General features: G+C 62.9%; 27 protein-coding genes and 1 tRNA gene. 16 read left to right on the top strand and 12 right to left on the bottom strand.

Features of this window, described 5'->3' with window-relative positions; translation table 11 throughout:
* Positions 1-59: 59 nt before the first annotated feature.
* The 3 genes from P0Y65_01715 to P0Y65_01705 form a co-directional block, all read right to left on the bottom strand.
* A tRNA-Met gene (locus tag P0Y65_01715) sits at positions 60-136 on the bottom strand.
* 80 nt (positions 137-216) lie between these two features.
* Positions 217-1671, bottom strand: a complete 1455-nt coding sequence (locus P0Y65_01710; GenBank protein WEK04994.1) for a UdgX family uracil-DNA binding protein — start codon at positions 1669-1671, stop codon at positions 217-219.
* Positions 1671-2906: a putative DNA modification/repair radical SAM protein gene (locus P0Y65_01705; protein ID WEK04993.1), complete on the bottom strand. Its 1236-nt coding sequence runs from the start codon at positions 2904-2906 to the stop codon at positions 1671-1673. The genes P0Y65_01710 and P0Y65_01705 overlap by 1 nt, the downstream gene beginning before the upstream one ends.
* Positions 2907-3113: 207 nt before the next feature.
* On the opposite strand from P0Y65_01705, the gene P0Y65_01700 reads away from it, so the two are divergent.
* A complete protein-coding gene (locus P0Y65_01700) occupies positions 3114-4064 on the top strand; it encodes a ring-cleaving dioxygenase (protein ID WEK04992.1) in 951 nt (316 codons plus the stop codon).
* A gap of 64 nt (positions 4065-4128) precedes the next feature.
* On the opposite strand, the gene P0Y65_01695 is transcribed toward P0Y65_01700, so the two are convergent.
* The 4 genes from P0Y65_01695 to P0Y65_01680 all read right to left on the bottom strand — a co-directional run bounded on the left by P0Y65_01695 (position 4129) and on the right by P0Y65_01680 (position 7463).
* Complete coding sequence (locus tag P0Y65_01695; protein ID WEK04991.1) at positions 4129-4548, bottom strand: type II toxin-antitoxin system HicB family antitoxin; 420 nt, start codon at positions 4546-4548, stop codon at positions 4129-4131.
* 19 nt (positions 4549-4567) lie between these two features.
* Positions 4568-4759: a hypothetical protein gene (locus P0Y65_01690; protein ID WEK04990.1), complete on the bottom strand. Its 192-nt coding sequence runs from the start codon at positions 4757-4759 to the stop codon at positions 4568-4570.
* 77 nt (positions 4760-4836) lie between these two features.
* Positions 4837-6954 (bottom strand): von Willebrand factor type A domain-containing protein, encoded by a 2118-nt coding sequence (locus tag P0Y65_01685; protein ID WEK04989.1) that lies wholly within the window; start codon positions 6952-6954, stop codon positions 4837-4839.
* A complete protein-coding gene (locus P0Y65_01680) occupies positions 6951-7463 on the bottom strand; it encodes an RNA polymerase sigma factor (protein ID WEK06705.1) in 513 nt (170 codons plus the stop codon). The genes P0Y65_01685 and P0Y65_01680 overlap by 4 nt, the downstream gene beginning before the upstream one ends.
* Before the next feature lie 213 nt (positions 7464-7676).
* Here P0Y65_01680 and P0Y65_01675 point away from each other — a divergent pair, with 213 nt between their 5' ends.
* Positions 7677-7859, top strand: coding sequence for a hypothetical protein (locus P0Y65_01675; protein WEK04988.1), 183 nt, complete (start codon positions 7677-7679; stop codon positions 7857-7859).
* A 2-nt stretch (positions 7860-7861) separates the two neighbouring features.
* Positions 7862-9190 (top strand): dNTP triphosphohydrolase, encoded by a 1329-nt coding sequence (gene dgt / locus P0Y65_01670; GenBank protein WEK04987.1) that lies wholly within the window; start codon positions 7862-7864, stop codon positions 9188-9190.
* A 2-nt stretch (positions 9191-9192) separates the two neighbouring features.
* Here dgt and mnmA read toward each other — a convergent pair whose 3' ends face one another.
* Positions 9193-10347, bottom strand: a complete 1155-nt coding sequence (gene mnmA / locus P0Y65_01665) for a tRNA 2-thiouridine(34) synthase MnmA (GenBank protein ID WEK04986.1) — start codon at positions 10345-10347, stop codon at positions 9193-9195.
* Between the two features lie 246 nt (positions 10348-10593).
* Between mnmA and P0Y65_01660 the strand changes: the two genes are divergently transcribed.
* The 3 genes from P0Y65_01660 (at position 10594) to P0Y65_01650 (ending at position 13430) form a co-directional block, all read left to right on the top strand.
* Positions 10594-12156: a flagellar hook-length control protein FliK gene (locus P0Y65_01660; GenBank protein WEK04985.1), complete on the top strand. Its 1563-nt coding sequence runs from the start codon at positions 10594-10596 to the stop codon at positions 12154-12156.
* A 12-nt stretch (positions 12157-12168) separates the two neighbouring features.
* On the top strand, positions 12169-12891 hold the full coding sequence (locus P0Y65_01655; protein ID WEK04984.1) for a flagellar hook assembly protein FlgD: 723 nt from the start codon (positions 12169-12171) through the stop codon (positions 12889-12891).
* A 260-nt stretch (positions 12892-13151) separates the two neighbouring features.
* Entirely contained in the window at positions 13152-13430 is a 279-nt protein-coding gene (locus tag P0Y65_01650) for a DUF1153 domain-containing protein (protein ID WEK04983.1), read from the top strand.
* Between the two features lie 78 nt (positions 13431-13508).
* Here P0Y65_01650 and P0Y65_01645 read toward each other — a convergent pair whose 3' ends face one another.
* Entirely contained in the window at positions 13509-14129 is a 621-nt protein-coding gene (locus P0Y65_01645; GenBank protein ID WEK04982.1) for a glutathione S-transferase family protein, read from the bottom strand.
* A gap of 213 nt (positions 14130-14342) precedes the next feature.
* Between P0Y65_01645 and fliF the strand changes: the two genes are divergently transcribed.
* From fliF to P0Y65_01610, 7 genes are read left to right on the top strand one after another with little or no spacing between them, the layout of a single operon-like run.
* A complete protein-coding gene (fliF, locus tag P0Y65_01640) occupies positions 14343-15932 on the top strand; it encodes a flagellar basal-body MS-ring/collar protein FliF (protein ID WEK06704.1) in 1590 nt (529 codons plus the stop codon).
* 2 nt (positions 15933-15934) lie between these two features.
* Positions 15935-17011 carry a flagellar motor switch protein FliG gene (gene fliG / locus P0Y65_01635; GenBank protein WEK04981.1) on the top strand — a complete coding sequence of 359 codons (1077 nt, stop codon included), beginning with the start codon at positions 15935-15937 and terminating at the stop codon, positions 17009-17011.
* Positions 17011-17679, top strand: coding sequence for a FliH/SctL family protein (locus P0Y65_01630; protein WEK04980.1), 669 nt, complete (start codon positions 17011-17013; stop codon positions 17677-17679). Before fliG ends, P0Y65_01630 begins: the two co-directional genes overlap by 1 nt.
* 50 nt (positions 17680-17729) lie before the next feature.
* Positions 17730-18020: a flagellar motor switch protein FliN gene (gene fliN / locus P0Y65_01625; protein ID WEK06703.1), complete on the top strand. Its 291-nt coding sequence runs from the start codon at positions 17730-17732 to the stop codon at positions 18018-18020.
* Positions 18021-18031: 11 nt separating this feature from the next.
* Positions 18032-19402 (top strand): sigma-54 dependent transcriptional regulator, encoded by a 1371-nt coding sequence (locus P0Y65_01620; protein WEK04979.1) that lies wholly within the window; start codon positions 18032-18034, stop codon positions 19400-19402.
* A gap of 18 nt (positions 19403-19420) precedes the next feature.
* On the top strand, positions 19421-21565 hold the full coding sequence (flhA, locus tag P0Y65_01615; GenBank protein WEK04978.1) for a flagellar biosynthesis protein FlhA: 2145 nt from the start codon (positions 19421-19423) through the stop codon (positions 21563-21565).
* Positions 21566-21567: 2 nt separating this feature from the next.
* Positions 21568-22506, top strand: coding sequence for an aminoglycoside phosphotransferase family protein (locus P0Y65_01610; GenBank protein WEK04977.1), 939 nt, complete (start codon positions 21568-21570; stop codon positions 22504-22506).
* A gap of 1 nt (position 22507) precedes the next feature.
* Here P0Y65_01610 and P0Y65_01605 read toward each other — a convergent pair whose 3' ends face one another.
* From P0Y65_01605 to P0Y65_01595, 3 genes are read right to left on the bottom strand one after another with little or no spacing between them, the layout of a single operon-like run.
* Positions 22508-22705, bottom strand: coding sequence for a DUF2934 domain-containing protein (locus P0Y65_01605; GenBank protein ID WEK04976.1), 198 nt, complete (start codon positions 22703-22705; stop codon positions 22508-22510).
* Positions 22706-22764: 59 nt separating this feature from the next.
* On the bottom strand, positions 22765-23466 hold the full coding sequence (locus tag P0Y65_01600) for a glutathione S-transferase N-terminal domain-containing protein (GenBank protein WEK04975.1): 702 nt from the start codon (positions 23464-23466) through the stop codon (positions 22765-22767).
* 29 nt (positions 23467-23495) lie between these two features.
* Entirely contained in the window at positions 23496-23855 is a 360-nt protein-coding gene (locus P0Y65_01595; GenBank protein WEK04974.1) for a DUF1801 domain-containing protein, read from the bottom strand.
* Positions 23856-23955: 100 nt separating this feature from the next.
* Here P0Y65_01595 and P0Y65_01590 point away from each other — a divergent pair, with 100 nt between their 5' ends.
* From P0Y65_01590 to P0Y65_01580, 3 genes are all read left to right on the top strand, one after another.
* On the top strand, positions 23956-25056 hold the full coding sequence (locus P0Y65_01590; protein ID WEK04973.1) for a putative zinc-binding peptidase: 1101 nt from the start codon (positions 23956-23958) through the stop codon (positions 25054-25056).
* 33 nt (positions 25057-25089) lie between these two features.
* Positions 25090-25545: a GNAT family N-acetyltransferase gene (locus P0Y65_01585; GenBank protein ID WEK04972.1), complete on the top strand. Its 456-nt coding sequence runs from the start codon at positions 25090-25092 to the stop codon at positions 25543-25545.
* A gap of 322 nt (positions 25546-25867) precedes the next feature.
* Positions 25868-26485, top strand: coding sequence for a PRC-barrel domain-containing protein (locus P0Y65_01580; GenBank protein ID WEK04971.1), 618 nt, complete (start codon positions 25868-25870; stop codon positions 26483-26485).
* Positions 26486-26501: the final 16 nt, after the last annotated feature.

Raw genomic sequence — 26501 nt, 5'->3', positions numbered from 1 at the left:
CCAATCACACTTTGGCAGATCCAGAAACAAAAAACCCCCGGTTTCCCGGGGGTTTTGAATGGTAGCGAAGCCCAGATTTGAACTGGGGACACACGGATTATGATTCCGCCGCTCTAACCAACTGAGCTACTCCGCCATAAGGTCGGCCGGTTTTCACCAGCGACGCGACTTACTAAGTTTAGCATGGGTTCCTGTCAAGACGCTAGGACATGAGTTTCAGTGCTGCCTGTGCAGACCGGCCATGGCCTGACGTACCAGCAGCAGGTCCTCCTCGAATTTGGCCTGTTCCTCGGCTTTCTTGGCAGCGTCCGGAATGCGCAGCAGATAGGACGGATGGTTGGTGACAAACAGCGTATTGCCATCCGCCATGTCGAGCGGCGCACCGCGCAACTTGCCGATTGTGGCTGATTTTCCAATCAGGCTCGTTGCCGCCGTCGCCCCCAGCGCCACCACGACTTTTGGTTTGACGAAGCCCAGTTCGAGGTTGAGCCAGAACTTGCAGGCCTGCACCTCGCCACCATCAGGGCGCTGGTGGATCCGCCGCTTGCCGCGCGGCTCGAATTTGAAATGTTTCACCGCATTGGTCACATAGACCCGCGAGCGATCGATGCCGACCTTTTCCACTGCTCTGTCAAACACTTGCCCCGCCGGTCCGATGAAGGGCCTGCCAGCCAGATCCTCCTGATCGCCCGGCTGCTCGCCCACGAACATCACATCGGCATGCTCCGGCCCCTCGCCGAACACGGCCTGTGTCGCATGCTCGCACAGCCCGCAGCGCCGGCAATCCTGCACCGCAGCACGAGCGTCTGTAAGCGTGCCGATTTGTTGAGATGCACCAACATCTTCGGGCAGTCTGGCCTGCTGCCGCAAATGCCGTGAGGGCGGCTGTGTCGTCGCCCGTTCGATCATCTCGGCTTCCATGTTCCGCGCATTGCGGATCAGCGGAGCGATGAGCTCCGCTTCGGGCAGGTTCTTCCAGTATTTGACCGGCATTTCAGACTTCATCATCGATACTTTCAGCCGCGCCGGGTTGAAGATCGAGGCAAAATAGGTTTTCCAGTCGCCCTCCACCGCATCGTCCTGTGGCACATCGCTTTTCTGCCCGCCCGGTCCGAAGGCGAGGCTCTCGCCATCCCAGAAGGCACTGCGATAGGGCGTGATGATCGCCCACATCATCCCGTCGAACCGCCGTACGAAAAATGGCGCCGTCGTCTCCAGCGAATAGTGTTCCGGCTCGAACCAGGCCGCATAGCGCTCAAGCCCGCTGTCATCCACGATCGACTTGAACCGCACGAAGGCCTTCATTTTGTGGCTGTCACGCCGTACCGCAGAGGCCCAATTGGTTAACAGACTGTTATCCTTATCCGCCGCATTGGACAGCAAATGGGGGTCATCCTGCAGTCGCCACAGCATGCGGTAAAGCAGCGCGAAGCGCTGCGGGTCGGAATGCTGGATCACCTGCCGGGCGAGATCCGGAAAAGCCCGCGGCACATTGCCGACCGGACCATCGGGTTCGGGCAGCATGTCGTCGCCAGCTTCGAAGAGTCCGCTCTCCTCATCCCCTACCCGCCAGACCACCTGGGCAGGCGATAACCCAGCCGCAAGAAGTCGTCGGGCCTGCTGGCGCCATTCGTCGAAGTCGTTGAGCCCCTCGAGCCGGACCGAAATCATCAGAACAAGCTCAATTGCGCCGGCTGCGGCGTCAGGCGCGCGCGCAAACGATTATCGTCGGTCAACCCGCCCGGCGACCAGTCCGCCGCCAGGATAAACGGCCGCACCTTGTCGATCGCTCCGGCGATCCTGGCCACATCGTCCAGCCGCAGTCGGTGATGTCGGCGCGTCGCGATGATCCGGTCGACGCTGCGCGTCCCCAGACCCGGCACCCGCAACAGCATTTCCCGGTCGGCGCGGTTCACATCCACCGGAAACCGCGCCCGGCTCTTCAGCGCCCAGGCGAGCTTGGGGTCGATAGCGAGATCGAGCAGCCCATCCTCCCCGCCCGAAACGATTTCCGGCACATCAAAACCATAGAAGCGGATCAGCCAATCAGCCTGATAGAGGCGATGCTCCCGCATCAGCGGCGGCGCTTTGAGCGGCAGACGCGAACTCGCATCGGGAATGGGTGAAAAAGCCGAATAATACACCCGCCGCAGCTTGTAGCCCGAATAAAGCCCTGCCGCCCGGTGCAGGATCGCCCCATCATCGGCCGCATCGGCACCGACGATCATCTGCGTCGATTGTCCGGCCGGCGCAAACTTCGCCTTCTTCGCCTTGGCCTTCCTGTCCGGCGCTGCTTCGTCCAGCTTGCCGCGCACATTGGCCATGGCGGCGCGGATCTCGCTCGGCTTCTTCTCTGGTGCCAGGGTCTCAAGGCCTATATCGGTCGGCATCTCGATATTGGTCGACAGCCGGTCCGCCCAGCGCCCCGCCTCAGCCAGCAGGCCCGGCGCGGCATTGGGAATGACCTTGAGATGGATATAGCCAGCGAAATGATGGTCCTCGCGCAGGCTCCGCGCGACGCGCACCAGTTCCTCCATCGTATAATCCGGCGAACGGATTATGCCCGACGAGAGAAACAGGCCCTCGATATAATTGCGCTTGTAGAAATCGAGCGTCAGCTGCACGACCTCTTCCACGCTGAACCTCGCCCGAGCGACGTTGGACGACGAACGATTGACGCAATAGATGCAGTCATAGACGCAGAAATTGGTGAGCAGGATCTTGAGCAGCGATATACATCGGCCGTCCGGCGCGTAGGAATGGCAGATGCCACTCCCCTCAGTTGAGCCAACGCCGCCCGTGCCGGCGCTTGAGCGCTTTTCCGTGCCCGACGAAGCACAGCTCGCATCATATTTCGCTGCATCGGAAAGGATGGCCAGCTTCCGGCGCAAAGTCAGGACTGCCATTTTCGTTCCCTTTATGTTCACACGAAGGGATAACGCAAGACGGCGAGTCGATGCATGTCAAAAAGACATGTTGCTCCGACTTGTGATCAATCGTTCAAAATTCGACATCAGTCTGTCGGGATTGTCCGTCTCCCCAATGCAGGGAAAGGCGATTACATCTTGAGCCAACAGCAGCGCGATGATCGCGCCGGTTCAGGAGAAACCCAAATGACGCTCGAACTCGGAGGCATCCATCACCTCACGGCGGTCACCGCCGAGGCGAAGAGGAACGTGGCTTTCTATACCCAGACGCTGGGCATGCGGCTGATCAAGAAGACGGTCAACCAGGACGACACCACCGCCTATCACCTCTTTTACGGTGACGGCGTCGCCTCGCCTGGCGCCGACCTGACCTTCTTCGATTTCGACGCCCCACGCGAAAGCCGCGGCAATCACACGGTCGGCCGCACCGGCCTGCGCGTCGCCAGCGAAGACAGCCTCAACTGGTGGAAGAACCACCTGGCCGAACACGACGTGACCTCCAGCGCCATCAAGGAGCGCAATGGTCAGCTCTCGCTCGATTTCGAGGATTTCGAAGGCCAGCGCTTCCGCATGGTGATCGACGCCGCCAACACGGTCGTGCCCTGGGCCAAGTCGCCTGTACCGGCCGAACAGCAGATCATCGGCCTCGGCCCGATCACGCTCTCGGTCCCACGGCTCGACCGCACCGAGGCCGTGCTGACCCAGGTCATGAACATGCGCAAGGTCCGCGAATATGCAACGACCAGCCACACCCCCGAAACCCATGTCTTTGAAATGGGCCCCGGCGGTCCGGGCGCCGAAGTTCACGTTGCGGTGGACCCAAGCCTCCCCATGGCCCGGCCCGGTGCCGGCGGCGTGCATCACGTCGCCTTCCGCACGCCCGATCAGGATAGCCTGCGCCAGTGGATCGATCGCGTCACCAAGGCAGGCCTGCGCTCGAGCGGCGAGGTGGAACGCTTCTACTTCACCTCGCTCTACTTCCGCGAACCCAATGGCATCCTGTTCGAGATTGCCACCGACGTCCCCGGCTTCACCGCCGACGAGCCGCTGGAAACCCTGGGCGAAAGCCTGTCGCTGCCGCCCTTCCTCGAAGGCCGCCGCGCCAGCATCGAAGCCAACCTCAAGCCGCTGGCCTGAGGCATTGGCCCGACCCTCTTCCTTGTTGGGAGAGGGTCGGCTGACCGCCGATCCCCGGCCAATCTCAGGCGGCGTTGTGGACCGAGACGACCAATTGCTTGCCTAGAGCCTGCAGGCCTGCCTCCATCGCTGGCAGCTTGGTCGCATGGTAGGGGTCGAGCATGCGCCGCACCTCGCCTTCCTGCTTGCCAAGCCGCTCGGCAAGAGCGACACGGGTCAGCTGCGAAGACCGGAAGGCCTCGATGAAAGCGATCTTGACAGCCGTGCTGGCCGACAGACTGACGAGCACGCCCTGTTTTGCCTTGGCAATGGGCAGCGCCTTGCCGTCGCCGACATAGGTGAGGAGCGCGACTTCCAGCGCATCCTGAGCATTGGTCATGGCTTCAGCCCGATCGACGCCGCCGCTGATCGCTTCGGGCACGTCAGGAAAGGTGACGAGCACGCCATCTTCGTCAGGCTCGAAAGTCGCGTAGTAGCTCGTCATCGACTGTTCCTTTCGCCCGTTAGAGACCAAGCTGCTTGCGGATGACCTTTTCCATCAGCGGCGTGATCTCTCCCGATTTGACCACCGAGAAGTGATCGCCGCAGCGCACCACGCAATGACCACCCTTGCCACGTGCCATATCGACGACAAGCGCAATACCAATCGATCTGGCATCCTTGCTCAACTGCCGAAGAAGCTGCTCGCGCTTCATCCCGCGTCCCCCAACGCAAAAGGAAATTCGCACAAAAATGCGCGAATTTCAATCTTGCAATTTAGGTCGCGGGGAAACTACTCCGCGCAATCCCCATCCACCTGACACGGATCACTCGCCGTGCCTGGATAGGGAAGTGCTGCGCTATCCGGCTTCAGCAGGCTGGCGGTCTTGATCAGCTGGATGAATTCGCCGCGATAGCCGCTGTCGTCGCTTCCCTTGCCCGCGCGGGCGAGGTCGGCGATTTCGGTCCAGCTCATGTCGCCACCGAAATTGCTGTCCTTGAGCTTCTGCCCGAAGGCAGCGACGGCGGCGGCGAAGCGCATGTCATCACTGACATCGGCAATGTCGCCATGGACCACATCAGCCCGCACCGGCACTTCGATCAGCTGGCTGACATCGCTCTCCGGCAGCTTGTAGCGCATCTTGAGGAAGGCGATCTCGTCGCCACCACTGGCAACCGGGGTCTCTGTGGTCTGCCCATAGCGCAGCGGATCGACCAGTTCGGCGCCCGATCCAACAGGCGTGATCTCGTAGATCGCGGTGACGGTATGGCCCGCGCCGATATCGCCGGCATCGACCTTGTCATTGTTGAAATCCTCGCGGTTGAGCGCGCGGGTTTCGTAGCCGATCAGGCGATATTCGCTGACCTCGGCCGGATTGAACTCGACCTGGATCTTGACGTCCTTGGCGATCATGTCGAGCGTGCCGCCGATCTCCTCGACCAGCACTTTCTGCGCCTCGCGGAAGGAGGAAATATAGCTGGCATTGCCATTGCCGTTCTGGGCCAGCGCCTGCATGGTCGCATCATCGAGATTGCCGCGACCAAAGCCCAGCACCGAAAGCGAAATGCCGCTGTCACGCTTGGTCTTGATGAAGTCTTCGAGCTTTTCCGGATCGTCGATCCCGACATTGAAATCGCCGTCGGTGGCCAGGATGACCCTATTGGTGCCACCCGAAACCTTGTGCGCTTCCGCCAGCCGATAAGCCGCCTCGATGCCCTCGGCACCAGCGGTGCTGCCGCCGGCCCAGAGATTGTCCAGCGCAGCGAGGACTTTCGCCTTTTCCGTCGCCGTGGTCGGCTCCAGCGCCACCCCGGCCGAACCGGCATAGGTGACGATGGAAATCGTGTCATTGTCGCTAAGTTGGTCGAGCAGCAGCGCGAAGGCACGCTTCAGCAGCGGCAGCTTGTCGGCCTCGTCCATCGAACCCGATGTGTCGATCAGGAATACCAGATTGGCCGGCTTGTCCTCTTCGATCGTGGGCACATAGCCCTTGATGCCGATCTGCAGCAGCTGTGTCTTGGGATTCCACGGCGTCGGATAGACACCGATGGTCGGCTGGAACGGCACGGTAGCGCTTTCGGCCGCCGGATAATCATAGGGGAAATAGTTGATCATCTCCTCGATGCGCACGGCGTCGGGTTCTGGCAGGTAGCCATCTTCGAGCTGGCGACGCACATAGGAATAGCTTGCCGTATCGACATCGATCGAGAAGGTCGAAACCGGCTCGTCCGCCACCGCCTTCAGGCGCTGCTCGTCGAAGCTGGTGAACGTGTCGCCGCTCGCTTCGGTCGGCTGTGCCAGAATGGGCGGCGGCGGCGAGTAGGCCTCGCTTTCCATCATGGCACCGGCCGGCGCGGCCTGCCGCGTCAGCATGGATGAGGAGGGGGCCGCACCGAGATTGGGCGCGGCAGCATCGGCCGTGATCGGCGCCATCGGAATGATCGGAGTGGGCAGCGGCACGGGTTCGGGCGCGACGGGCTCGGCCATCACCGGCACTTCGGCGCGCGTATCGGCGTCAACGGCCTTGTCGTCGGCAAAGGCGGGATTGGCCGGCATGGTCGTATGCGGCGGCGTGATGTCGATCTGCGGCCGCTCTACCGCCACCTGGCTCGGCGTCATCGAGGTGGTTGAATAGAGCTGGTAGCCAAGCGGCAGAACCAGCAGGGCGATGGCGGCGGTGCCGACGGGAATGCGCATGTCCATGATCTTGATCCCTTTCAAGGATGCGATGATGGACGTGAGACGGCTGCCCCCGGATTTTCCTTTGGGTGCAACTTCAGATTCTTTTTGGCTCGCCTCGAAAGCCGCCATGCCGGCGGCCAGAGCACGCTTCTTCGCGGCGGCCCGCGGGTCGGGCGCTGCGCCCTTGAGGCGGTTGAGTGGATCGTCATGCATATTCTTGTCGCTCATAGCAGCCCCCTCAGGGTCTTGCGTGCCTCATGCACATGCCAGGAGACAGTCGCCTCCCGTATGCCCATGATCTCGGCCGCCGCCGCATGGCTCAGTTCCTCGGCATAGACCAGCAACACCGCGTCGCGCTGCTTCTCCGGCAGGGCCCGCACGGCCTCCCACAACTGGGCACTGGTCGCCGCCTCTTCCTGGTCCGCCGGCTGATCCTCCGGCGTCACTTCGGCATAGGCGTCTGCATATTTGCCCCGCCTTTTGCCGGCCCGCTGCATGTCTCGCACCGCGTTCAGCGTGATGCGATAGACCCAGCTCGAAAACGCCGATCGATGGTCAAATCCCTTGATTGCGGCGCCGAGCTTGACGCAGACATCCTGGGCAACATCCTCGGCATCGGCCCGATTGCCGCACCATTTCCACGCCGTGCGATGGATCAGGTCATAGTGATCTTCGATCAGCTCGCCAAAGGCTTCCGCATCGCCATTCTGCGCCCGCACCACAAGCGCCCGCGTCAGCGCGTGCGTTGGGTCGATCACGGATGCGGCATGAAATTCCATCACTGGGGCATGCACTCGCCAAGCCTTACTCTCGTGGCCATGTATATTTCGATTGTCGCGCTTTCGAGCCGGAAAAGTGGCTTCCACTTTTCCTGAAAGCGCTCCTGATGCTATGACGCCCCTGCCCAAGCCATCCTTGGGATGATTTGCAGAATTATTCGCGAGGCCGCCGTGGACGAGAAAAAGCAGAGTCCCTTCGCTCTCAACAAGGGCCGCGTGCTGATCCTGGCGCTGGGCCTTTTGATCGTCTTTATCGCCATTTCGACCTGGCATGGCGGCATCAACGCCTATCAGTCGCTGCGCGAGGCCAATGCCGCAGCCACCAGCGCCGCCCCGCCGGCCGAGGACAATTGAGCATGGCGCGCATGGACTGGACGCGGCTGCTCTCGGCCGAACGCCTGGGCGACAAGACCTATCAGGCCAATCCCAATCGCTCGATCTTCGTGCAGGATCACGACCGCATCGTCTTCTCCGCGCCCTTCCGGCGTCTCGCCAACAAGACCCAGGTGCAGCCGCTCTACGAAAACGACCATGTGCACCACCGCCTGATCCACTCGATCGAAGTCTCGAGCGTCGGCCGGTCGCTGGCCATGCGCATCGGCCAATGGCTGGTGGAAAAGGGCGAAATCGAACCCGCCCGCATGCATGACCTGGCCGACATCATCCAGGCTGCCTGCGTCGCCCATGACATCGGCAACCCGCCCTTCGGCCATTCCGGCGAAGACGCCATGGGAAGCTGGTTTGCCGAGCATTTCGCCACGTCCCGCGGACCCCTGTCCCGACTGCCACCCGAGCTGCAGCACCAGTTCAACGCCTTCGAGGGCAATGCCCAGGGATTCCGCATCCTGACCCGGCTCGAAATGTATCGCGGCGAAGGCGGCATGCGGCTGACCAAGGCGACGCTGGGCGCCTTCACCAAATATCCGGTGACCGCCGCCGACCGCATCGGCCTGCCCAAGGACTATATCGGCCTCAAGAAATTCGGCGTCTTCCAGTCCGATCTCAGCCAGTTCGCCGAAGTCGCGCAAGGCGTCGGCCTCATCGAGAAGGACCGCCACTGGATCCGCCATCCGCTGGTCTTCCTGATGGAGGCTGCCGATGACATCACCTACAATATCGTCGATCTCGAAGACGCCTTCACCACCGGCGAGCTGACCCATGATGCGGTGCATCAGATCCTGATCACCCTGGGCCGTCCGCCCAGCATGACCCCGCTCGACATGACCCAGGCCGAGGACATTGCCCGCTTGCGCGCCCGCACCATCGGCTATGCCATCGATGCCTGCGTCGAGGCCTTCATCGCCAACTACGATGCCATCATGGACGGGACCTTCTCCGGCGACCTAGTGGGCGCCAGTGGTCTCGGCGCTGGCTTTGCCGAGATCCGCAAGCTGGCCAAGGAGCGCATTTTCACCGCCAGCCGCAAGACCGAGCTGGAAGTCTCGGGCCGCCGCATAATCGCCAATGTGCTGGGCGGCATCCTGCCGGTCTATGAGGAAGTCGCAGCCAAGAACTGGCAGGCGGATGATCTCTCCAATCGCTCCCGCCAGCTCGTCCGCGCCCTCTCGCTCGACCTGCGCGACGTCAAGGACGAACAAAGCGCCCTCCACGCCATGGCCGATTTCACCTCCGGCATGACCGACCGCTACGCCCTGCGCATTTCGCGCATGCTGTCAGGCACCTAGGATCAGGCTGCGGCAAACACCTGTGGCACGGCTTCCGCAATGAAGCCGCCGCCCCAGACTTCCGAGGTCGCCGTGTCATCGGCATAGAACACGCAGGCCTGCCCCGGCGAAATACCGTATTCGCCCGAGACCAGCGTCACGAACACCTCGTCGCCCTGCATCTGGATCACCGCCGGCTGCGGCCCGCGCGTCGAGCGCACCTTGACTTCCACCGGCGCACCATTGCCCGCCGAAAGCTCGGCCAGCGGCTGCGCACCCAGCCAGTTCACGTCGCGCAGGCGCACCGTATGGGTCTTGAGCGCCTCGCGCGGACCGACGATCACCCGGCCCGTCTTGTGCTCGAGCTTGATCACATAGAGCGGCTCGGCCGCAGCGACGCCCAGCCCCTTGCGCTGACCGATCGTGTAATTGACGATGCCCTCATGCTGGCCCAGCACGCGGCCGTCGAGATGGACGATCTCGCCCGTCGCCACCGCTTCGGGATGCATCTTGCGGATGATGTCGGCATATTTGCCCTGCGGCACGAAGCAGATGTCCTGGCTATCGTGCTTCTCGGCGATCTCCAGCCCCATGTCGCGCGCCAGCTCGCGCACCTCGGCCTTACCCATGCCGCCAAGCGGAAAGCGCAGGAAATCGAGCTGGTTCTGCGTGGTGGCAAACAGGAAATAGGTCTGGTCGCGCTCGGCATCGACCGGGCGGAACAGCTGGCGGCGACCATCTTCGCCGAGGCGCGACTGCACATAATGGCCGGTGGCCAGCACGTCGGCGCCGAGGTCGCGCGCCACTTCCATCAGGTCGACGAACTTGACCGACTGATTGCAGGCAATGCAGGGCACCGGCGTTTCGCCCTGCTGATAGGCATTGGCGAAAGGCGCGATCACCGATCGCTTGAAGCGCTCTTCATAGTCCAGCACGTAGTGGGGAATGCCCAGGGTCGCCGCCACGCGGCGCGCATCATGGATATCCTGGCCGGCGCAGCAGGCGCCCTTTCGGTGCACCGCCTCGCCATGATCGTAAAGCTGCAGCGTGACGCCGACGACGTCGTAGCCTTGCCGGGCCAGCAGGCCCGCCACGACCGAGGAATCCACGCCCCCCGACATCGCAACGACAACGCGCGTGTCTTCGGGACGCTTGGCAATATCAAGCGAGTTCAACATCTTTCTTCCATCCGGTTGGGTTCAAGGGCCAGCGGACAAACTGTGAGGGCGGCTCTTACGCCTTTCGGGCTTTCCCCGCAACATTTGCCCGGCAGCTTTTGCCGACATGTCGCGAATGGCTCATCCACCCCGACAGCGCCTGCTCCCCAAAAGGTTGATTACATTGGGGATTATCCTGGCCGCACGACTTGGCACCGCCTTTGCATTGTTAAGGCCGGATAAGTCTCTTTCGATGGGGCCGCGTACTTGGCAACTCAACTGAACATCACCAGCAGCACCTCGGCCGGTTTCAATACCGGCAAGAGCAACGGCGCGAGCAATGCCAACAAGGGCGAGGACGTGTTCGCCGCCCTGCTGGGTGTCGTCGCGCCCAAGAGTGAGCCTGTCGCCAAGAGCGAACCCGTCACCAAGAGCACGACGCAGGTCACCCGCAGCGCCGAAACCACCGTCAAGACCGCGTCCAACCAGAGCCAGGGGGACAAGCCCCTGCCCGAGGATCCCGAAGCCATTGCGGCCCCGGTCGAGGCACAGACGCCGATCCAGCCTGTCGAAGCCGAAGAGCCCAAGCTGACCGAACTGGTCGAAGGTCTCGCCGATCTCAAGGCCAAGCTCGAAGCCGGCGCGCCGCTGACCGAAGACGAGCTGGCCAAGCTCGACAGCCTGCTGACCGACCTCGCCCAGGCGCTGGGCGTCGACCTTTCCAACATGCCCTCGGCCGAACAGCTGGCAGCCATGGTGGCCAATGCCTCTGCTGCGGGCGCGCCCGACACGCTGACCAATCAGCTCACCGAAGCCTTTGGTCCGCTGGCATCAGCCCTTGAAGGCCATGTCGAGCCCAATGCCAGCGCCGATTTTTCCGCCCAGATCAAATCCGTCGGCGACAAGCTGGCGGCGATCCTTGCCGCTCTCAATGAAGGCGACGTCGATCCCGACGCCCTTGCCGAAATGGACAGCGAGCTGACCTTCGATGCCGAGCTCAAGGCTGCGCTCGAACGCGCCCTGAAGCCAACGACCGTCGAGGTCCCCGAACCCGTTCTCGCCAAGCCGGCGCTGGACATGAAGGAAACCGACATCGGCATCAAGGCCGGCGCCACGACGGAGACCAAGCCCGAGGCCGAACTGGCCAAGGCGTCGAACGCCGAGCTCAAGGTCCAGCCGGCGCAGGACGGCCAGGACAAGGCCAATAATGGCAACGAGCAGAAGTCCGATGACCGCAAGCCCATCGAGACCAGACCCGATGCCAAGCCGGTGGCCGCTGCGACCCAGACGGCGACGGAACAGCAGGTCGACCCGACGGCCACGCCCCAGCCCATCCAGCAGGCCCGCGTCGATCTCGTCGCCGCCCCGCGCGTGGTACAGGCCGGCTATCAGACCAGCCAGCAGCAGCTCAATCTGCCCCAGCTGGCCTTCGAAATGGTCCGCCAGGTCAGCGAAGGCAACACTCGTTTCCAGATCCGTCTCGACCCTGCCGACCTCGGCAAGATCGACGTGCGGCTCGATATCGACGCCTCCGGTCAGGTCAATGCCCGCCTGAGCGTCGAAAAGGCGGAAACGCTCGACCTGATGCAGCGCGACCAGAAAGCTCTGGAACGCGCCCTGCAGCAGGCGGGTTTGGATAGTTCAAAGACCAATCTCGAATTCTCGCTGAAGCAGAACCCCTTCAGCGGCGGCGATCAGGGCCAGAATGGCAACGGTCGCAATCCCCTGTTCGGGGGCAATACGGGCGGCGAGGTCGACGAGGCCCCGCTACCCGCCGTCAGCCTCTACCGCGGCAACCTGAGTGCCAGCGGCGTCAACATCATCGCGTAAGGAGTAGGTGTCATGGCAGTCAGCGGTGTTTCCAGCACGAGTACCACCAGTTCCGTCGACACGTCGCGTGCGACCATTGCGGACAATTTCGACACGTTCCTCAGCATCCTGACCACCCAGCTGAAGAACCAGAACCCGCTCGATCCCATGGACACCAACCAGTTCACCCAGCAACTGGTGCAGTTCACCGGCGTCGAGCAGCAGCTCAAGACCAACCAGTTCCTCGAAACCCTGATGCTGTCGAGCCAGAACACGGCCAAGTCCGACGCCGTCTCCTATATCGGCAAGGAAGTGACCTCCACCGGCAAGACCGGCGAGCTGACTGACAGCGAAGCGGTGTTCTGGGCCTATAGCGCCGACGCCAATGCCGCCAATGCCACCATCAGCATCAAGGACTCAAAGGGCCAGACGGTCTACACCCAGACCGGGCCCCTCAATTCCGGCCCCGGCACCTTCCGCTGGGATGGTATCGGCACCGACGGCACGATGAAGCCGAACGGCACCTATACGATCGATATCCAGGGCAAGGATGGCAACGGCCAGGCCGTCAAGATTTCCACCGCCTCGATCGGCGTCGTTACCGGCGTCGACTTCACCGGCGATGTCCCGGTCCTGACCGTCGGCTCCCGCCGCGTCTCCATTACCGACGTCAGCGACGTCCGCGTTCCCGACGTGACCAAGCCGACAACGCCAACCACGCCCACGACGCCGGAAGAAGACGACACGACCGCCTAACCTGTTGCTGCATAGGGATTTTTGTTTTCCCAAAGCATCTATGGATTAACCATCCCCGCCATGGCGGGGATGGTCATTTCCGCGTCACGCCAACACCGCAACAGACCACCCGCGGCGGCGCCAGATCACTTCCCCAAACTTGAATCAATGCCTTGAAATCCAAGGCCATTCTTTAACCTGTTGTAAGTTTCCCCTTAGTCGAATTTTAAGGCAACTGCCCTAGTCTCTCCTCATATGGTCAGGTTTGAGTAGAGAGTAAAATGACCGTACAAATGCGTCCTCGCGTTAAGTACGTTATCGGACCGGACGGAAGTCCGCTCACGATCGCAGACCTCCCCCCGGCGAATACCCGGAGGTGGGTCATCCGCCGCAAAGCCGAAGTCGTCGCAGCAGTGCGCGGCGGTTTGCTCAGCCTCGAAGAGGCCTGCGACCGCTACACACTAAGCGTCGATGAATTCCTCAATTGGCAGGCCGCCATCGACAAGCATGGCCTTGCCGGTCTGCGGACCACCTGGATCCAGCACTACCGCGAAGGCTAGTCCTCGCAGCTGGATCACGCCAGGTTGCATTTTCAGAGGCCGCGGGTTTTACCCGCGGCCTTTGTATTTCGTCGGACCTTATGGCGTTTCGGGCCCCATCCACGGCGCAGCGGCTTCACGCGTCTTGAGCCGCTCGTAGTAAGCGTCAATGGCTGGGAAAGCCGGCTTCTCCGCCGGCAACGACACCCAGCGGTGCACGGACAGGCCCAGCACGATATCGGCAATGCTCAGCTCACGGCCCACGATGAAATCACCCTCGCCCTTCGCCAGCTCTGCCTCAAGGATTGCCATGCGCAGGCCCCAGTTGCGGATGGACGTTGCCACCTTGTCGGCATCGTCATAACCCGGCGTCTTGCGGATCAGCGCGTTGACGGCATAGCCCCAGGGCGGATTGAGTTCGGTCGCCTGCCACACCAGCCACTGCAGCGCCAGCCCGCGCTGCCCGAGGTCTGCCGGCAAAAGCTTGCCCTCCTGCAGCGCCAGATGGATCAGGATTGCATTGCTTTCCCACAGCACGAGGTCGCCTTCGATTAAAACTGGCACCTGCCCGTTGGGATTGAGGGCAAGAAATTCTGGCACCTTGGGATCGCGCAGTGGCAGACCCCAGTCCTCGCGATCGTAGCTCAACCCCAGTTCGTCGAGCGCCCAGAGCACTTTTCGAACGTTGATCGAGGTTATGCGTCCCAGAACCTTCAGCATGGTTTCATCCTTTTTCAACTCTCATGGGCAGTTTCTGCCGGAATTTGCGAACTGCAACGGGGAGTTAAGACATTGTTTACCATCAGGTAGGTAATTTTTGCCCAGCGGCTGCCACGTGCGTTTGCGTCGGTATGGGCCCCTTATGATTGAGTACCCGGCGTGGAAAACTTCACCAAGCTGATAAACCGCATAGGCATGCCACGTCTGGCCGCCATGGCGGTCGTCGCTATCCTGATGCTGGGCTTTTTCGGCTTCCTCATCACCCGCGCCCAGACGCCCAACCTGTCCCCACTCTATACCGGGCTCAGCCTGGAAGATTCTTCGGCTATCGTCACCGAACTGCAGTCGCTCAATATCCCCTATGAGCTGCGCGGCGAAGGTGACACGATTCTCATCCCGCGCGATCAGATCACCACGACCCGCATGACGCTGGCCGGCTCGGGCCTGCCGACCCGCGGCCAGGTCGGCTATGAAATCTTCGACCAGCAGTCGACGCTGGGTGCCACGAGCTTCGTGCAGAACCTCAACAATGTCCGCGCCCTTGAAGGCGAACTGGCCCGCACCATCGGCTCGCTCACCCGCATCAAGTCGGCCCGCGTCCACCTCGTCCTGCCCGAGCGTGAACTGTTCCGCCGCGAACGTACCGACCCCTCCGCCTCCATCGTCCTGTCGGTGCGCGGCGAACTCTCCAATGGCGAAATCCGTGCCATCCAGCACCTCGTCGCCTCGGCCATCGAGGGTCTGACCCCAACCCGCGTCTCCATCGTCGACGACCAGGGTAACCTTCTCGCCTCGGGAACCGGCGACGACGCCGAAGGCGCCATGGCAGCCGATGCGGCCGAACGCACCCTGGGCTACGAGAACCGCCTCCGCACCCGCGTCGAGGACATGCTGGCCAATGTCGTCGGCCCCGGCCGCGCCCGCGTCGAAGTCTCGGCCGAACTCGACTACAACCGCTCGACCACCACCGAAGAAAAGTTCGATCCCGATAGCCAGGTCGTCCGCTCCAGCCAGCTGCGCGAAACCGAAACCACCTCGACCGGCCAGAACGGTCAGGTGACCGTAGCCAATGAGCTGCCCGGCGCCAGCCAGAATGCCGGCGCCACGGGCCCCAGCGAGCAGGGCACGACCAGCGAGGAAGTCACCAACTACGAGATTTCCAAGACCACCAACACAGCCGTGACCGAAGCCGGCGCCATCAAGCGCCTGTCGGTCGCCGTCGTGGTCGATGGCGTCTATGCGACCGACGCCGCCGGCACCAGCACCTATACCCCGCGTACGGCCGACGAGATCACCCAGATCCTGACCCTGGTCCGCTCGGCGGTCGGCTATTCGGAAACCCGCGGCGACAGCGTCGAAGTCGTCAACATGCAGTTTGCCGAACGTCCGGGCCTTGCCGATCCGGGCACCGATGCTTCGGGTGGCCTGCTCGATTTCACCCGCGACGATCTGATGAATGGCGCCGAAATGGCCGTCACCCTGCTGATCGCGCTGGCCCTCGTCTTCTTCGTCATGCGCCCGCTGCTCAAGAAGGCCCTGTCGCCCGAAAGCCAGCCCCTCGCCCTGCCGACCGCTGCCGAAGTGGGTCACCATGGCGTGTTGAGTGCCGATGGCCAGGTCATCGCCGACAACAAGGCCATCGAGGAAGAGCCACGCGACAAGACGCCGGCCTGGGTCGCCAACGCCCGCTCCATGGGCGAAAGCCAGCTCCAGACGCTCAAGACCGTCGGCAGCCTCGTCGAAGAAAACCCCCGCCAGGCCGCACTGATCGTGCGCGACTGGCTGGGTAACGCGGCGGCATAGTCATGGCACTCGTTTCACAATCCGGCGGCGTCCCCGAACTCAATGCCCCCAAGCAGTTGATCGTCGGCGCCAATGCCGACCATCGCGTCCTCGCTGGCGACGAAAAGGCGGCGGCCCTGCTGCTGGCGCTCGGCCCCGACTATGGCAAGCCCATTTTCGACGAACTGGACGAGCTCGAGGTCAAGACCCTCAGCCGCGCCATGGTGCGTCTCGGCCCGATCACCCAGGAAATGCTGGATGACCTGCTGGTCGAATTCGTCACCACCGTCTCGTCCAATGGCTCGCTCACGGGCAATACCGACAGCACCGAACGCCTGCTGCTGAGCTTCCTGCCACAGGACAAGGTCGATTCCATCATGGAAGAGATCCGTGGTCCCGCCGGCCGCAACATGTGGGAGAAACTCTCCAACGTGCAGGCCGACGTTCTCGCCGCCTATCTCAAGAACGAATATCCCCAGACCATCGCTGTGGTGCTCTCCAAGATCGCCACCGACCACGCCAGCCAGGTGCTTTCCGCCCTGCCAGAAGAACTGGCCATGGACGTGGTGCAGCGCATGCTCGGCCTCGACCCGGTGCAAAAGGAAATCCTCGACAAGATCGAGAACACCCTGCGCACCGAATTCATGTCGACGCTCAACCATTCCAAGCGCCGTGACAGCCACGAGCAGATGGCGGAAATCTTCAACAGCTTCGACCGCCAGACCGAAGCGCGCTTCATCACCACTCTTGAAGAGCACAGCCGCGACGATGCCGAACGCATCAAGTCGCTGATGTTCACCTTCGAGGATCTGGCCAAGCTGGAATCCTCTGCCATCCAGACCCTGCTCACCAAGATGGACAAGAAGGATCTGGCGCTCTCGCTCAAGGGCGCCAACGACTCGGTCAAGGAATCCTTCTTTAAGAACATGTCCGGCCGCACCGCGAAACTCCTCAAGGACGACATGGAGGCCATGGGCCCCGTGCGCCTCAAGGATGTCGACGAAGCGCAGGGCCGCATGGTCTCCACCGCCAAGGATCTTGCCGCCAAGGGCGACATCATCATCCTCAAGTCCAAATCCGACGATCAGATGGTGGCGTAATGGCACGACCCGCACGTTTCACCTTCGATCTCGATCTGGGCAGCCGCCCCACCGTGGCCAATGCCAATGCGCCTGCGCCCATTCCCTCCATTCCCGAAGATCTGGTCTCCCAGCTCATCGCCCAGGCGCGCGAAGAGGCCTATGCCGAGGGCGTGATCGCCGGAGAGCGCAATGCCTCGGCCATCGCCGCCCAGACCCTGGCTGCTGCCGCCGGCACGCTGGCCACCCAGACCGCCGAAATGGCCGCCTCGCTCGACGACGCCACCGCCGAGCTGCGCCGCGAGGCCGTCGAACTGGCCGCCAGCGTCGGCCGCAAGCTGGCGCTGCATCTGCTGGCGCGCTTTCCCACGCACGAACTCGACGCGCTGATCGCCGAATGCATGCAGAGCCTCAATGGCGTGCCGCATCTGGTCATCCGCTGCAATCCGGCCATTTCCGACGCCATCCGCGATATCGCCACCGCCCACATGCAGACCTCGGGCTTCGCTGGCCGCCTGGTCGTCATGGGCGACCCCGACCTGCGCCTCGGCGACGGCCGTCTCGAATGGGTCGACGGCGGCCTCGTGCGTGACATCGGCGCGGTTTCCAAAGACATCGACAGCAAGATTTCGGCCTATCTCGCCGCCCGTACCGGCGGCCAGGCCAAGCAAGAGGAGAGCGGCCATTGAGCGCTTCCGATAACGACATCACCGCCACCGAAGAGATTTCCTTCGAGGAAATGGCTTCGCCCGGTCGCAGCCGTGGCCCCGAGGGTCATGTCGAGCGCACCGCCGACGACCTCGAAGCGGTCTTCGATGTTCCAGTCCGCGTCTCGGTCGTCCTGGGCCGCACCAAAATGCCCGTCTCGTCCCTGCTCAAGCTCGATACCGGCACGGTGATTGAGCTCGACCGCCAGGTCGGCGAGGCCGTGGAAATCTTCATCAACGAGCGCCTCGTGGCGCGCGGGGAAATCGTGCTCGTCGAGAACAAGCTCGGCGTCACCATGACCGAAATCATCAAAGCACAATAAGGGAGGCCAGGATGCGTCTGCTCATCATCGGTGCCCTCGAGGGCCAACTCAGCGAAGCCACCAAGATGGCGATGAATGGCGGGGCCAAGGTCGCCCATGCGCCTTCCGTCGAAATCGCTTTGGCGGCCCTGCGCGCCGGCCGTGGCGCCGACCTGCTGCTCTGCGACGTCGCCATGGATATCGGTGGCTTGATCGCCGGCCTCGAAGCCGAGCGCATCGCCATTCCCGTCGTCGCCTGCGGCGTCGAGGCCAATGCCGCCGCCGCCGTCAACGCCATCCGCGCCGGCGCCAAGGAATATATCCCCCTACCCCCCGATGCCGAGCTGATCGCAGCCGTCATCGCTGCCGTCACCCGCGAACATTCGGATTTCCTGTTCCGCGATCCGGCCATGGAACGCGTCGTCAAGATGGCCGACCAGATCGCCGGCTCCGATGCCTCCATCCTGATCACCGGCGAAAGCGGCACCGGCAAGGAAGTCATCGCCAAATATGTCCACGCCAAGTCCAAGCGCGCGGCGAAACCCTTCATCTCGGTCAACTGCGCCGCCATTCCCGAAGCCCTGCTCGAAAGCGAGCTGTTCGGCCACGAGAAGGGCGCCTTCACCGGCGCCGTGGCCCGCCGTATCGGCAAGTTCGAGGAAGCCTCGGGCGGCACGCTCCTGCTCGACGAAATTTCCGAGATGGACATCCGCCTCCAGGCCAAGCTCCTCCGCGCCATCCAGGAACGCGTCATCGACCGTGTCGGCGGCGGCAAGCCCGTGCCGGTCGATATCCGCATTCTCGCCACCTCCAACCGCAACCTCAACGAGGCCGTCCGCGAAGGCTCGTTCCGCGAAGACCTGCTGTTTCGCCTCAATGTGGTGAACCTCAAGCTTCCCGCCCTGCGGGATCGCCCCGGCGACATCTCGGCGCTATCGGAACATTTCGTCGCCAAATATGCCAAGGCCAATGGCCTGCCGCCGCGCGAACTCTCGCCCGAAGCCCGCTCGGCCCTGCTCAAGGCCCCCTGGCCAGGCAACGTGCGCGAACTCGAAAATACCCTGCACCGCGCCGTGCTGCTTTCTTCGGGCGACGTCATCGGCCCCGACGCCATTGTCCTGCCCGATGGCATGGGCCTGACCGAAGCCGCCGCCTCGAGCCATTCGCTCTCGGCCCAGCTCGCCCAGACCGCCCAGACCATGTCGGCGGCGCTGGTTGGCCGCACCGTGGCCGATGTCGAGCGCGATCTTATCCTGGATACACTCGATCACACCTTGGGCAACCGCACCCATGCGGCCAATATCCTCGGCATTTCGATTCGCACCCTGCGCAACAAGCTCAATCAATATGCCGACGAAGGCACTAACGTACCCGACCCCGGCGAACGCCGCAGCGTGGCCTGACGCTAGACTGGAACATGAATGACCGACCTGCCCGGCGGTAGCGCACGACCTGCTTTCAAAGTGCCCACCGTCAATTCGGTGGTCGATCTGCTGCGCTCGGGCGACATCGCCCTCGCTGCTGGCGTCATGGGTCTTATCGTCATTCTCATCGTGCCCATGCCACCCCTGCTGGTGGACGGGCTGCTGGCGATCTCCATCGTCTTCTCGGTGATGATCCTGATGACGGCGCTCTTCATCCAGAAGCCGCTCGAATTCTCGTCCTTCCCGACGGTCCTGCTCATCGCCACCATGCTGCGCCTGGGCCTCAACCTGGCCACGACGCGACTGATCCTCTCAGATGGTCACACCGGCCACAGCGCCGCCGGTCACGTCATCGAGGCCTTCGGCAATTTCATCACCCGCGGCAATTTCATCATCGGTACGGTGATCTTCATCATCCTCGTGATCGTGAACTTCATCGTCATCACCAAGGGTTCCGGCCGTATCGCCGAGGTGGCCGCCCGCTTCAGCCTCGACGCCATGCCCGGCAAGCAGATGGCCATCGACGCCGACCTCTCGGCCGGCCTGATCGACGAAGACACCGCCAAGCGCCGCCGCGCCGAGCTCGAAGGCGAAAGCGCCTTCTTCGGTAACATGGACGGTGCGAGTAAGTTCGTGCGCGGCGACGCCATCGCCGGCCTCATCATCACCTTCATCAACATTTCCGCCGGCATGCTGATCGGCATCATGCAGCAGGGCCTCTCTTTCGAAGAGGCCGGCAATGTCTATACGCTGCTGACCATCGGCGACGGCCTGGTCTCCCAGATCCCGGCCCTGATCGTCTCGACCGCTGCCGGTATCCTCGTCTCCAAGTCCGGCGTGCAGGGCTCCGCCGACAAGGCACTGGCCGCCCAGTTCACCGGCTATCCGCGCGCCCTGGGCATGTCGGCCGCCGTCATGGCTGGCCTCGCCCTGCTGCCCGGTATGCCGGTCATCCCCTTCATGGCCCTTGCCGGTGGCGTCGGATATGTCGCTTGGCGCGCCGCCCAGACCAAGGATGCCAGAAAGGCCGATGAGGCCGTCCAGCAACTGGCCAAGGCCGCAGCCGCCCCGGGCGCCCCCGGCGCTGCCGCAGCCAATGCCGAAACCCCGATCACCGACAGCCTCAAGATCGACGAGCTCAAGCTCGAACTGGGCTATGGCCTGCTCAGCCTCGTCAAGGAAGACGAAAACGGCTCCGACCGCCTCACCGAACAGATCAAGGCACTGCGCCGCCAGCTCGCCGTCGAGCTCGGCTTCGTCATGCCCCCGGTCCGCATCCTCGACAACATGCAGCTCGACCCCAATGTCTACAAGGTCCGCATCAAGGAAGTCGAAGCCGGCGCCGGCGAGATCTACGCCAACCAGCTGATGGTCATGGACCCCTATGGCAATCAGATCGACCTGCCGGGCACCCATACCACCGAGCCCACCTTTGGCCTGCCCGCCACCTGGATCGAACCGGCCCTGCGCGACGAAGCCGAACTGCGCGGCCTTTCCATCATCGATCCCTCGACCGTCATCTCCACCCATCTGACCGAAGTGCTGAAGGCCAATGTCAGCGACCTGCTGAGCTACGCCAATGTGCAGTCCCTGCTCTCGGGCCTGCCCAAGGAACAGCAAAAGCTCGTGGAAGACATCGTCCCCGGCCTGATTTCGGTTTCGGGCGTGCAGCGGGTGCTGCAGGCCCTGCTCAACGAGCGCATTTCCATTCGCGATCTCTCGACCATCCTCGAAGGCATTGCCGAAGTCGCCGGCCCCGGCCGTTCCGTCCAGACGATTGCCGAGCATGTTCGCTCGCGCCTCGCCCGTCAGATCTGCGCGGCGCATCTCGGCCCCGATGGCAACCTGCCGCTCCTGACGCTTTCCCCACAGTGGGAACGCGACTTTGCCGAGGCCATGGTCGGCGATGGCGAAAACCGCCACCTCGCCATGGCGCCGAGCCGGTTGCAGCAGTTCATCGCCGGCATTCAGCAGGGCTTTGAGCGCGCCGCTCAGGCCGGTGAAATGCCGGTCCTCATTACCTCGCCCTCGATCCGGCCGCATGTCCGCTCGATCATCGAGCGCTTCCGTCCGCAGACCGTTGTCATGAGCCAGAACGAGGTGCATCCTCGCATTCGTCTCAAGACGGTGGGGAGCATCTGACAATGAGCGAGGGGGGCCGGTTTGCCGTTCCCGAATCTGTCCGGCGCCGGGCCATTGCCGAAGGCGCGGCTGGCCAGGACTGGCTGGCCCGGCTCGATACGACCATCGAGGCATTGGAAGCCAATTGGGGCGTGACCATTGGCGAGGCGCTTGAGGGCGGCAGTGCCGCCTTCGTCGCAGAGGCCATTGCCGCCAACGGCGACGCCTTCATCGTCAAGGTCGGCACCCCCGGCAGCGCCATTGGCCGCCACGAGGCCGACGTGCTGCAGCGCGCCGATGGCCATGGCTATGTCAAACTCCTGCGCCACGACCCCGGCCGCCAGGCCATGCTGCTGGAGAAGCTCGGCGAGCGGCTTGATCTCGTCGACATTTCCCACCAGCAGAAGATCGATATCGTCTGCGCCACGCTCAACGACGCCTGGATGCCCGTCCCGCTCGACGCCACCTATGTGACAGGCACCGAAAAGGCCAATTCACTGGCCACCGGCATTCTCCAGATGTGGGAGCGCAACGGCCAGCCCTGTTCCGCCGAAGTCATCGAATCCGCCATGCGCTACTGCCAGGAGCGCGCGGCCCTCTATAAGCCCGAAGGCGCGGTCCTCGCCCATGGCGATCCGCATATGGGCAACCTGCTGGCCGATCCGGCCACCGACCCGATCCGCTTCAAGCTGGTCGATCCCGATGGCCTCGCCATAGAGCCGGCCTATGACCTGGGCGTGCTGCTGCGCGGCTGGAACGAGGGCATTGAAGGCAAGAATGCGCATAATATCGGGCGCGGCCGTGTGCGGCTCCTGACCCAGCGCACTCAGGTGCCGGCCGAGGCCATCTGGCAATGGGCCTATATCGAGCGCGTCTCGACCGGCCTATTGCTTCTCGAAATCGGCGACCACAATGAGGGCCGCCTCTATCTTCGCACCGCCGAAGCGCTGCTGGTCATCTAGACTAATGCGTCGGAATGCCGGCGGGCGGTGTCGGCTGGGTGACGTCCGATGCCTGCCCGGAAATATCGAGCCCGGCCTCTTCTGCCAATTCGCTCTCGGCGCGATGCCAGAACTCCTGGTCGCGCCCATCCGGCGATCCCGCCTCGACCCACAGGGCATAGGCACGATCGCGGATATCGTCTTCGCTGGGTGAATGCATGGATCTTCTCCTCCTCTTGCCCGACCTCAATGCGAAGCCGGGCGGAGGAGTTGCTTCACCTAGCTGCGAGAAGGAATATTGAGCCCGCTTTGCACGGCCGGACGAGCGAGGGCACGCTCCAGCCATGCCGGCACATTGCGCAGGCTGGCATAGTCGACGATCTCGGCGGCACCATAGAAGGTGATGAGATTGTTGACCCAGCCGATCGCCGCGATATCGGCGATCGAATAGTCGTCCATGATCCAGTCACGGCCCTCGAGCCGTGTTTCCAGCACGCCGAGCACGCGCTTGGACTCCGCCGCATAGCGGTCACGCGGGCGCTTGTCCTCATAGGCCGCACCGGCGAACTTGTGAAAGAAGCCGAGCTGGCCGAACATCGGGCCGATCGCTGCCATCTGGAACATCACCCACTGGATGGTCTCGTAGCGCTTGCCCGGATCACTCGACAGGAACTTGCCGCTCTTTTCGGCCAGGTAGATCAGGATGGCGCCGGATTCGAACAGGCCCAGCGGCTTGCCGCCCGGGCCGTTGGGATCAATGATCGCCGGGATCTTGCCGTTCGGATTGAGCGAGAGATACTCCGGGCCCCAGGTCTCGTTCTTCATGATGTTGACGGCATGCGGCTCATAGGCCAGTCCCGTCTCTTCCAGCATGATGGAAACCTTGACCCCATTGGGCGTCGGGAAGGAATAGAGCTGGATCACGTCAGGATTGGCCGCAGGCCAGATTTTCGTGATCGGAAAGCTCGATAGGTCGGCCATGAAGAGGTGCTCCGTTGTGCGCCTCCTATCTAGGCATGCCTTTCGATCTCTGCCAGCCTCGCGCGCAGGATTGCCTCGATGACATCGAATGGCATCGGCTTGGCATAGACGAATTTGACCGTATCCTTCTTGTCCCGGTAGGGCGCCAGCATCGCCTCGAAAGCCCCGTCGCCACGACCCACCGGATAGAGCCCGATATGCTTCTTCCAGGCTCCGGCATAAACGAGATAGGTACCATTGAGCTGCCAGGCTGCCATGTCGTATTTGATTGTTTCCGTGGCGCCGGGCGCCAGGCGCAGCACGGTCTCGCGCAGCGCCGCAAAAATCTGCTGCACGCCATCGTCCAGCGTCGCGATATAGGCATCGACCGTATCGGGCTTTTTGCTCATGGCGCCATTAGCGACCCGATTTCCCACCAAGGCAAGCTCCCTGCAGGAACGGGCCGCGTGGTCATGCATTGTATGCCGCTGAGAACCGGGGGCTGCCAACATGAAACTCTTCGTCTGCGACCACTGTGGCAACACGGTCTATTTCGAAAATGCCCTCTGCGAGCGCTGCGGCCACCAGCTCGGCTACCTGCCCGAAAAGAACGCCTTGGTGTCGCTGGTCGAGGATGGCGGCCTGTGGTCCACCCCCGCCTTTCCCGACGACGCCTATGTTTTTTGCGAAAACGCCCATCATGGCGCCTGCAACTGGCTGATCCGCGCCGAGCCCGGCGGCGATATCTATTGCGAGGCCTGCCGCCACAACGAGACCATCCCCGACATTTCCGACCCGCTCAACCTCAGCCGCTGGCAGGTCATCGAGCGCGCCAAGAAGCGCCTCTTCTATGCGCTGATGCGGCTCGACCTGACGCTCGAAACCCGTGGCGAGGATGCCGTCCATGGCCTCGCCTTCCGCTTCCTGGCCGATCTGCCCGTCGCCGAAATGCCGGTCATGACCGGCCACGACAGTGGCATCATCACCATCGCCCTGGTGGAGGCCGACGACGCCGAGCGCGAAGCCCGTCGCTCCAGCATGGGCGAACCCTATCGCACCCTCCTCGGCCACTTCCGCCACGAAATCGGCCATCACTATTGGGACCTGCTGGTCGACAACCAGCCGGCGCAGGAACGCTTCCGTGCGCTGTTCGGCGACGAGAGGGCCGACTATGGCATGGCGCTGCAGGCCTATTACGCCAATGGCGCACCCATGGGCTGGCCACAGCATTTCATCAGCGCCTATGCCACCGCCCATCCCTGGGAGGATTTTGCCGAAACCTTCGCGCATTACCTCCACATCACCGACACCGTGGAAACCGCCGCCGCCTTCGGCCTGCGCGCCCGGCCCAAGACGCAGGATGAAAACCTTATCGTCGCCCCGGTGAGCTTTGATCCCTATATGGAGCCCGATTTCGAGGTCGTCATCGACCACTGGATCCCGCTGGCCTCCATGCTCAACAATCTCAACCGCGCCATGGGTCACCCCGACGCCTATCCCTTCGTGCTGAGCCCGCAGGTGATCGAGAAACTGTCCTTCATCAACAATCTTGTCCACGCGGCCCCGGTACAGGATCAGCTGGCGCGGCTCGACGAAGTCGTCTCTGGATGACAGCGCGCGCGGCGCTGGCTATATGCTGGCGTCATGCAAACCACCATTCTCATCGTCCCGCCCTTTTCCACGCTCTGTAACGCCGCCTTCGCGCTGCGCCGCGAAGTCTTCGTCTGGGAGCAGAAGGTGCCCGAGGAAGAAGAAAATGACGCCGACGACCTGACCGCGACCCATTTCGTCGCCGTCGCCCAGGGCGAAGTGGTCGGCACGCTCCGCGTCCTCGACAAGCCCGAGCATATCAAGATCGGCCGCGTCGCCGTGCGTTTGAGCTTCCGCGGTCACGGCATCGCCAAGGCAATGATCCTGGCTGCCATGGAGCATGCCAGGGCCTCGGGCCGCGACCGCTTCTATCTCACGGCCCAGTCCGACAAGCTCGGCATGTATGAAAAGCTCGGCTTCGTGGCCTTCGGTCCCGAATTCCAGGACGGCGGCATGCCGCATCGCGCCATGCGCACCTACGAAATTGAGACGGCGACATTAACCAATTAGCAAGCGCTTAAGCCTGTTCGCCGGCTTGGAGTGCCCAGCCATACGCTTTGCTTTATTGTAGGCGATGTCAGGGATCATGCGCGTCACACGTCGCCCATCGCGCCAGTCGCAGCGGATCCCCGGAACCATAACCGCCAGGGAGGCGGACAAAGGCCGGCCTCGTTCACCCGAGAGCCGGCCTTTTCAATGTCTGCGGCAAATCGGTTCGGAACCCTCGTGGGATCGCCACGTTGGTGAAGCATCATGGGCCGCACGATGCGCGACCGGCAAGTTTTGCATCGCACGGCCCGTTCACTAAACCAATGAACGAACGGAGCCTACAATGATCCGCACCCTTCTGGCCAGCACGGCCGTTGCAGCCCTGCTCACCACTGGCGCCATGGCTCAGGAAGCAGCCCCGGCTGCTCCTGCCACGACGGAAGCTCCGGCAACCGACGCCATGGCTCCTGCCTCGACCGATGCCGTGACCGGCACGGACGTCGATAGCGGCGCCATGCAGACCACTGAAGTCGATGAGCCCTGGGACATGTCGGCCGGCTATACCGCCGCTGACACGGACAACCTCGGTTCGCGCCTGATCGGCCAGCCCGTCTATTCGGCTGCCGGTGAAGAAGCCGAGGAAATCGGCAATGTTTCCGACATCGTCTTCTCCGAAACCGGTGACATTACCGCCGTCGTTATCGGCGTTGGTGGCTTCCTCGGCATCGGCGAAAAGGCCGTTGCGGTTGATTTCGGTGCTCTAGAATTCACCCTTGCGGCTGACAACACCGAACGCTGGGTCCTGCCCACCACGGCTGAAGCCCTGACTGCTGCTCCGGACTTTGTCTGGGCCGAGGATGAGCCTGTCGACGGTGCCGCCGATGGCATGGCTCCGGCCGATCCGGCTGCCGGTGGCGCAATGGCCCCGGCTGACCCGATGGCTGCTCCGGCAACCAACTAATCCCTCGCGGATTATC

Origin of the sequence: Candidatus Devosia phytovorans, assembly GCA_029202405.1 — a bacterium.
Classification (GTDB): domain Bacteria; phylum Pseudomonadota; class Alphaproteobacteria; order Rhizobiales; family Devosiaceae; genus Devosia; species Devosia phytovorans.
This window is presented reverse-complemented; position numbering and strand designations above follow the sequence as displayed.

Coding starts and splice junctions, on each gene's coding strand:
- P0Y65_01685 (WEK04989.1), bottom strand. CDS start 6,954: ATGAGCGACAAGAATATGCATGACGATCCACTCAACCGCCTCAAGGGC.
- fliN (WEK06703.1), top strand. CDS start 17,730: ATGGCTTCGCCCGGTCGCAGCCGTGGCCCCGAGGGTCATGTCGAGCGC.
- P0Y65_01595 (WEK04974.1), bottom strand. CDS start 23,855: ATGAGCAAAAAGCCCGATACGGTCGATGCCTATATCGCGACGCTGGAC.
- P0Y65_01655 (WEK04984.1), top strand. CDS start 12,169: ATGGCAGTCAGCGGTGTTTCCAGCACGAGTACCACCAGTTCCGTCGAC.
- P0Y65_01650 (WEK04983.1), top strand. CDS start 13,152: ATGACCGTACAAATGCGTCCTCGCGTTAAGTACGTTATCGGACCGGAC.
- P0Y65_01620 (WEK04979.1), top strand. CDS start 18,032: ATGCGTCTGCTCATCATCGGTGCCCTCGAGGGCCAACTCAGCGAAGCC.
- P0Y65_01630 (WEK04980.1), top strand. CDS start 17,011: ATGGCACGACCCGCACGTTTCACCTTCGATCTCGATCTGGGCAGCCGC.
- flhA (WEK04978.1), top strand. CDS start 19,421: ATGACCGACCTGCCCGGCGGTAGCGCACGACCTGCTTTCAAAGTGCCC.
- P0Y65_01580 (WEK04971.1), top strand. CDS start 25,868: ATGATCCGCACCCTTCTGGCCAGCACGGCCGTTGCAGCCCTGCTCACC.
- P0Y65_01700 (WEK04992.1), top strand. CDS start 3,114: ATGACGCTCGAACTCGGAGGCATCCATCACCTCACGGCGGTCACCGCC.
- P0Y65_01605 (WEK04976.1), bottom strand. CDS start 22,705: ATGCATTCACCCAGCGAAGACGATATCCGCGATCGTGCCTATGCCCTG.
- fliF (WEK06704.1), top strand. CDS start 14,343: ATGGCGGTCGTCGCTATCCTGATGCTGGGCTTTTTCGGCTTCCTCATC.
- P0Y65_01600 (WEK04975.1), bottom strand. CDS start 23,466: ATGGCCGACCTATCGAGCTTTCCGATCACGAAAATCTGGCCTGCGGCC.
- fliG (WEK04981.1), top strand. CDS start 15,935: ATGGCACTCGTTTCACAATCCGGCGGCGTCCCCGAACTCAATGCCCCC.
- P0Y65_01690 (WEK04990.1), bottom strand. CDS start 4,759: ATGAAGCGCGAGCAGCTTCTTCGGCAGTTGAGCAAGGATGCCAGATCG.
- P0Y65_01585 (WEK04972.1), top strand. CDS start 25,090: ATGCAAACCACCATTCTCATCGTCCCGCCCTTTTCCACGCTCTGTAAC.
- P0Y65_01695 (WEK04991.1), bottom strand. CDS start 4,548: ATGACGAGCTACTACGCGACTTTCGAGCCTGACGAAGATGGCGTGCTC.
- P0Y65_01705 (WEK04993.1), bottom strand. CDS start 2,906: ATGGCAGTCCTGACTTTGCGCCGGAAGCTGGCCATCCTTTCCGATGCA.
- P0Y65_01710 (WEK04994.1), bottom strand. CDS start 1,671: ATGATTTCGGTCCGGCTCGAGGGGCTCAACGACTTCGACGAATGGCGC.
- P0Y65_01645 (WEK04982.1), bottom strand. CDS start 14,129: ATGCTGAAGGTTCTGGGACGCATAACCTCGATCAACGTTCGAAAAGTG.
- mnmA (WEK04986.1), bottom strand. CDS start 10,347: ATGTTGAACTCGCTTGATATTGCCAAGCGTCCCGAAGACACGCGCGTT.
- P0Y65_01610 (WEK04977.1), top strand. CDS start 21,568: ATGAGCGAGGGGGGCCGGTTTGCCGTTCCCGAATCTGTCCGGCGCCGG.
- dgt (WEK04987.1), top strand. CDS start 7,862: ATGGCGCGCATGGACTGGACGCGGCTGCTCTCGGCCGAACGCCTGGGC.
- P0Y65_01590 (WEK04973.1), top strand. CDS start 23,956: ATGAAACTCTTCGTCTGCGACCACTGTGGCAACACGGTCTATTTCGAA.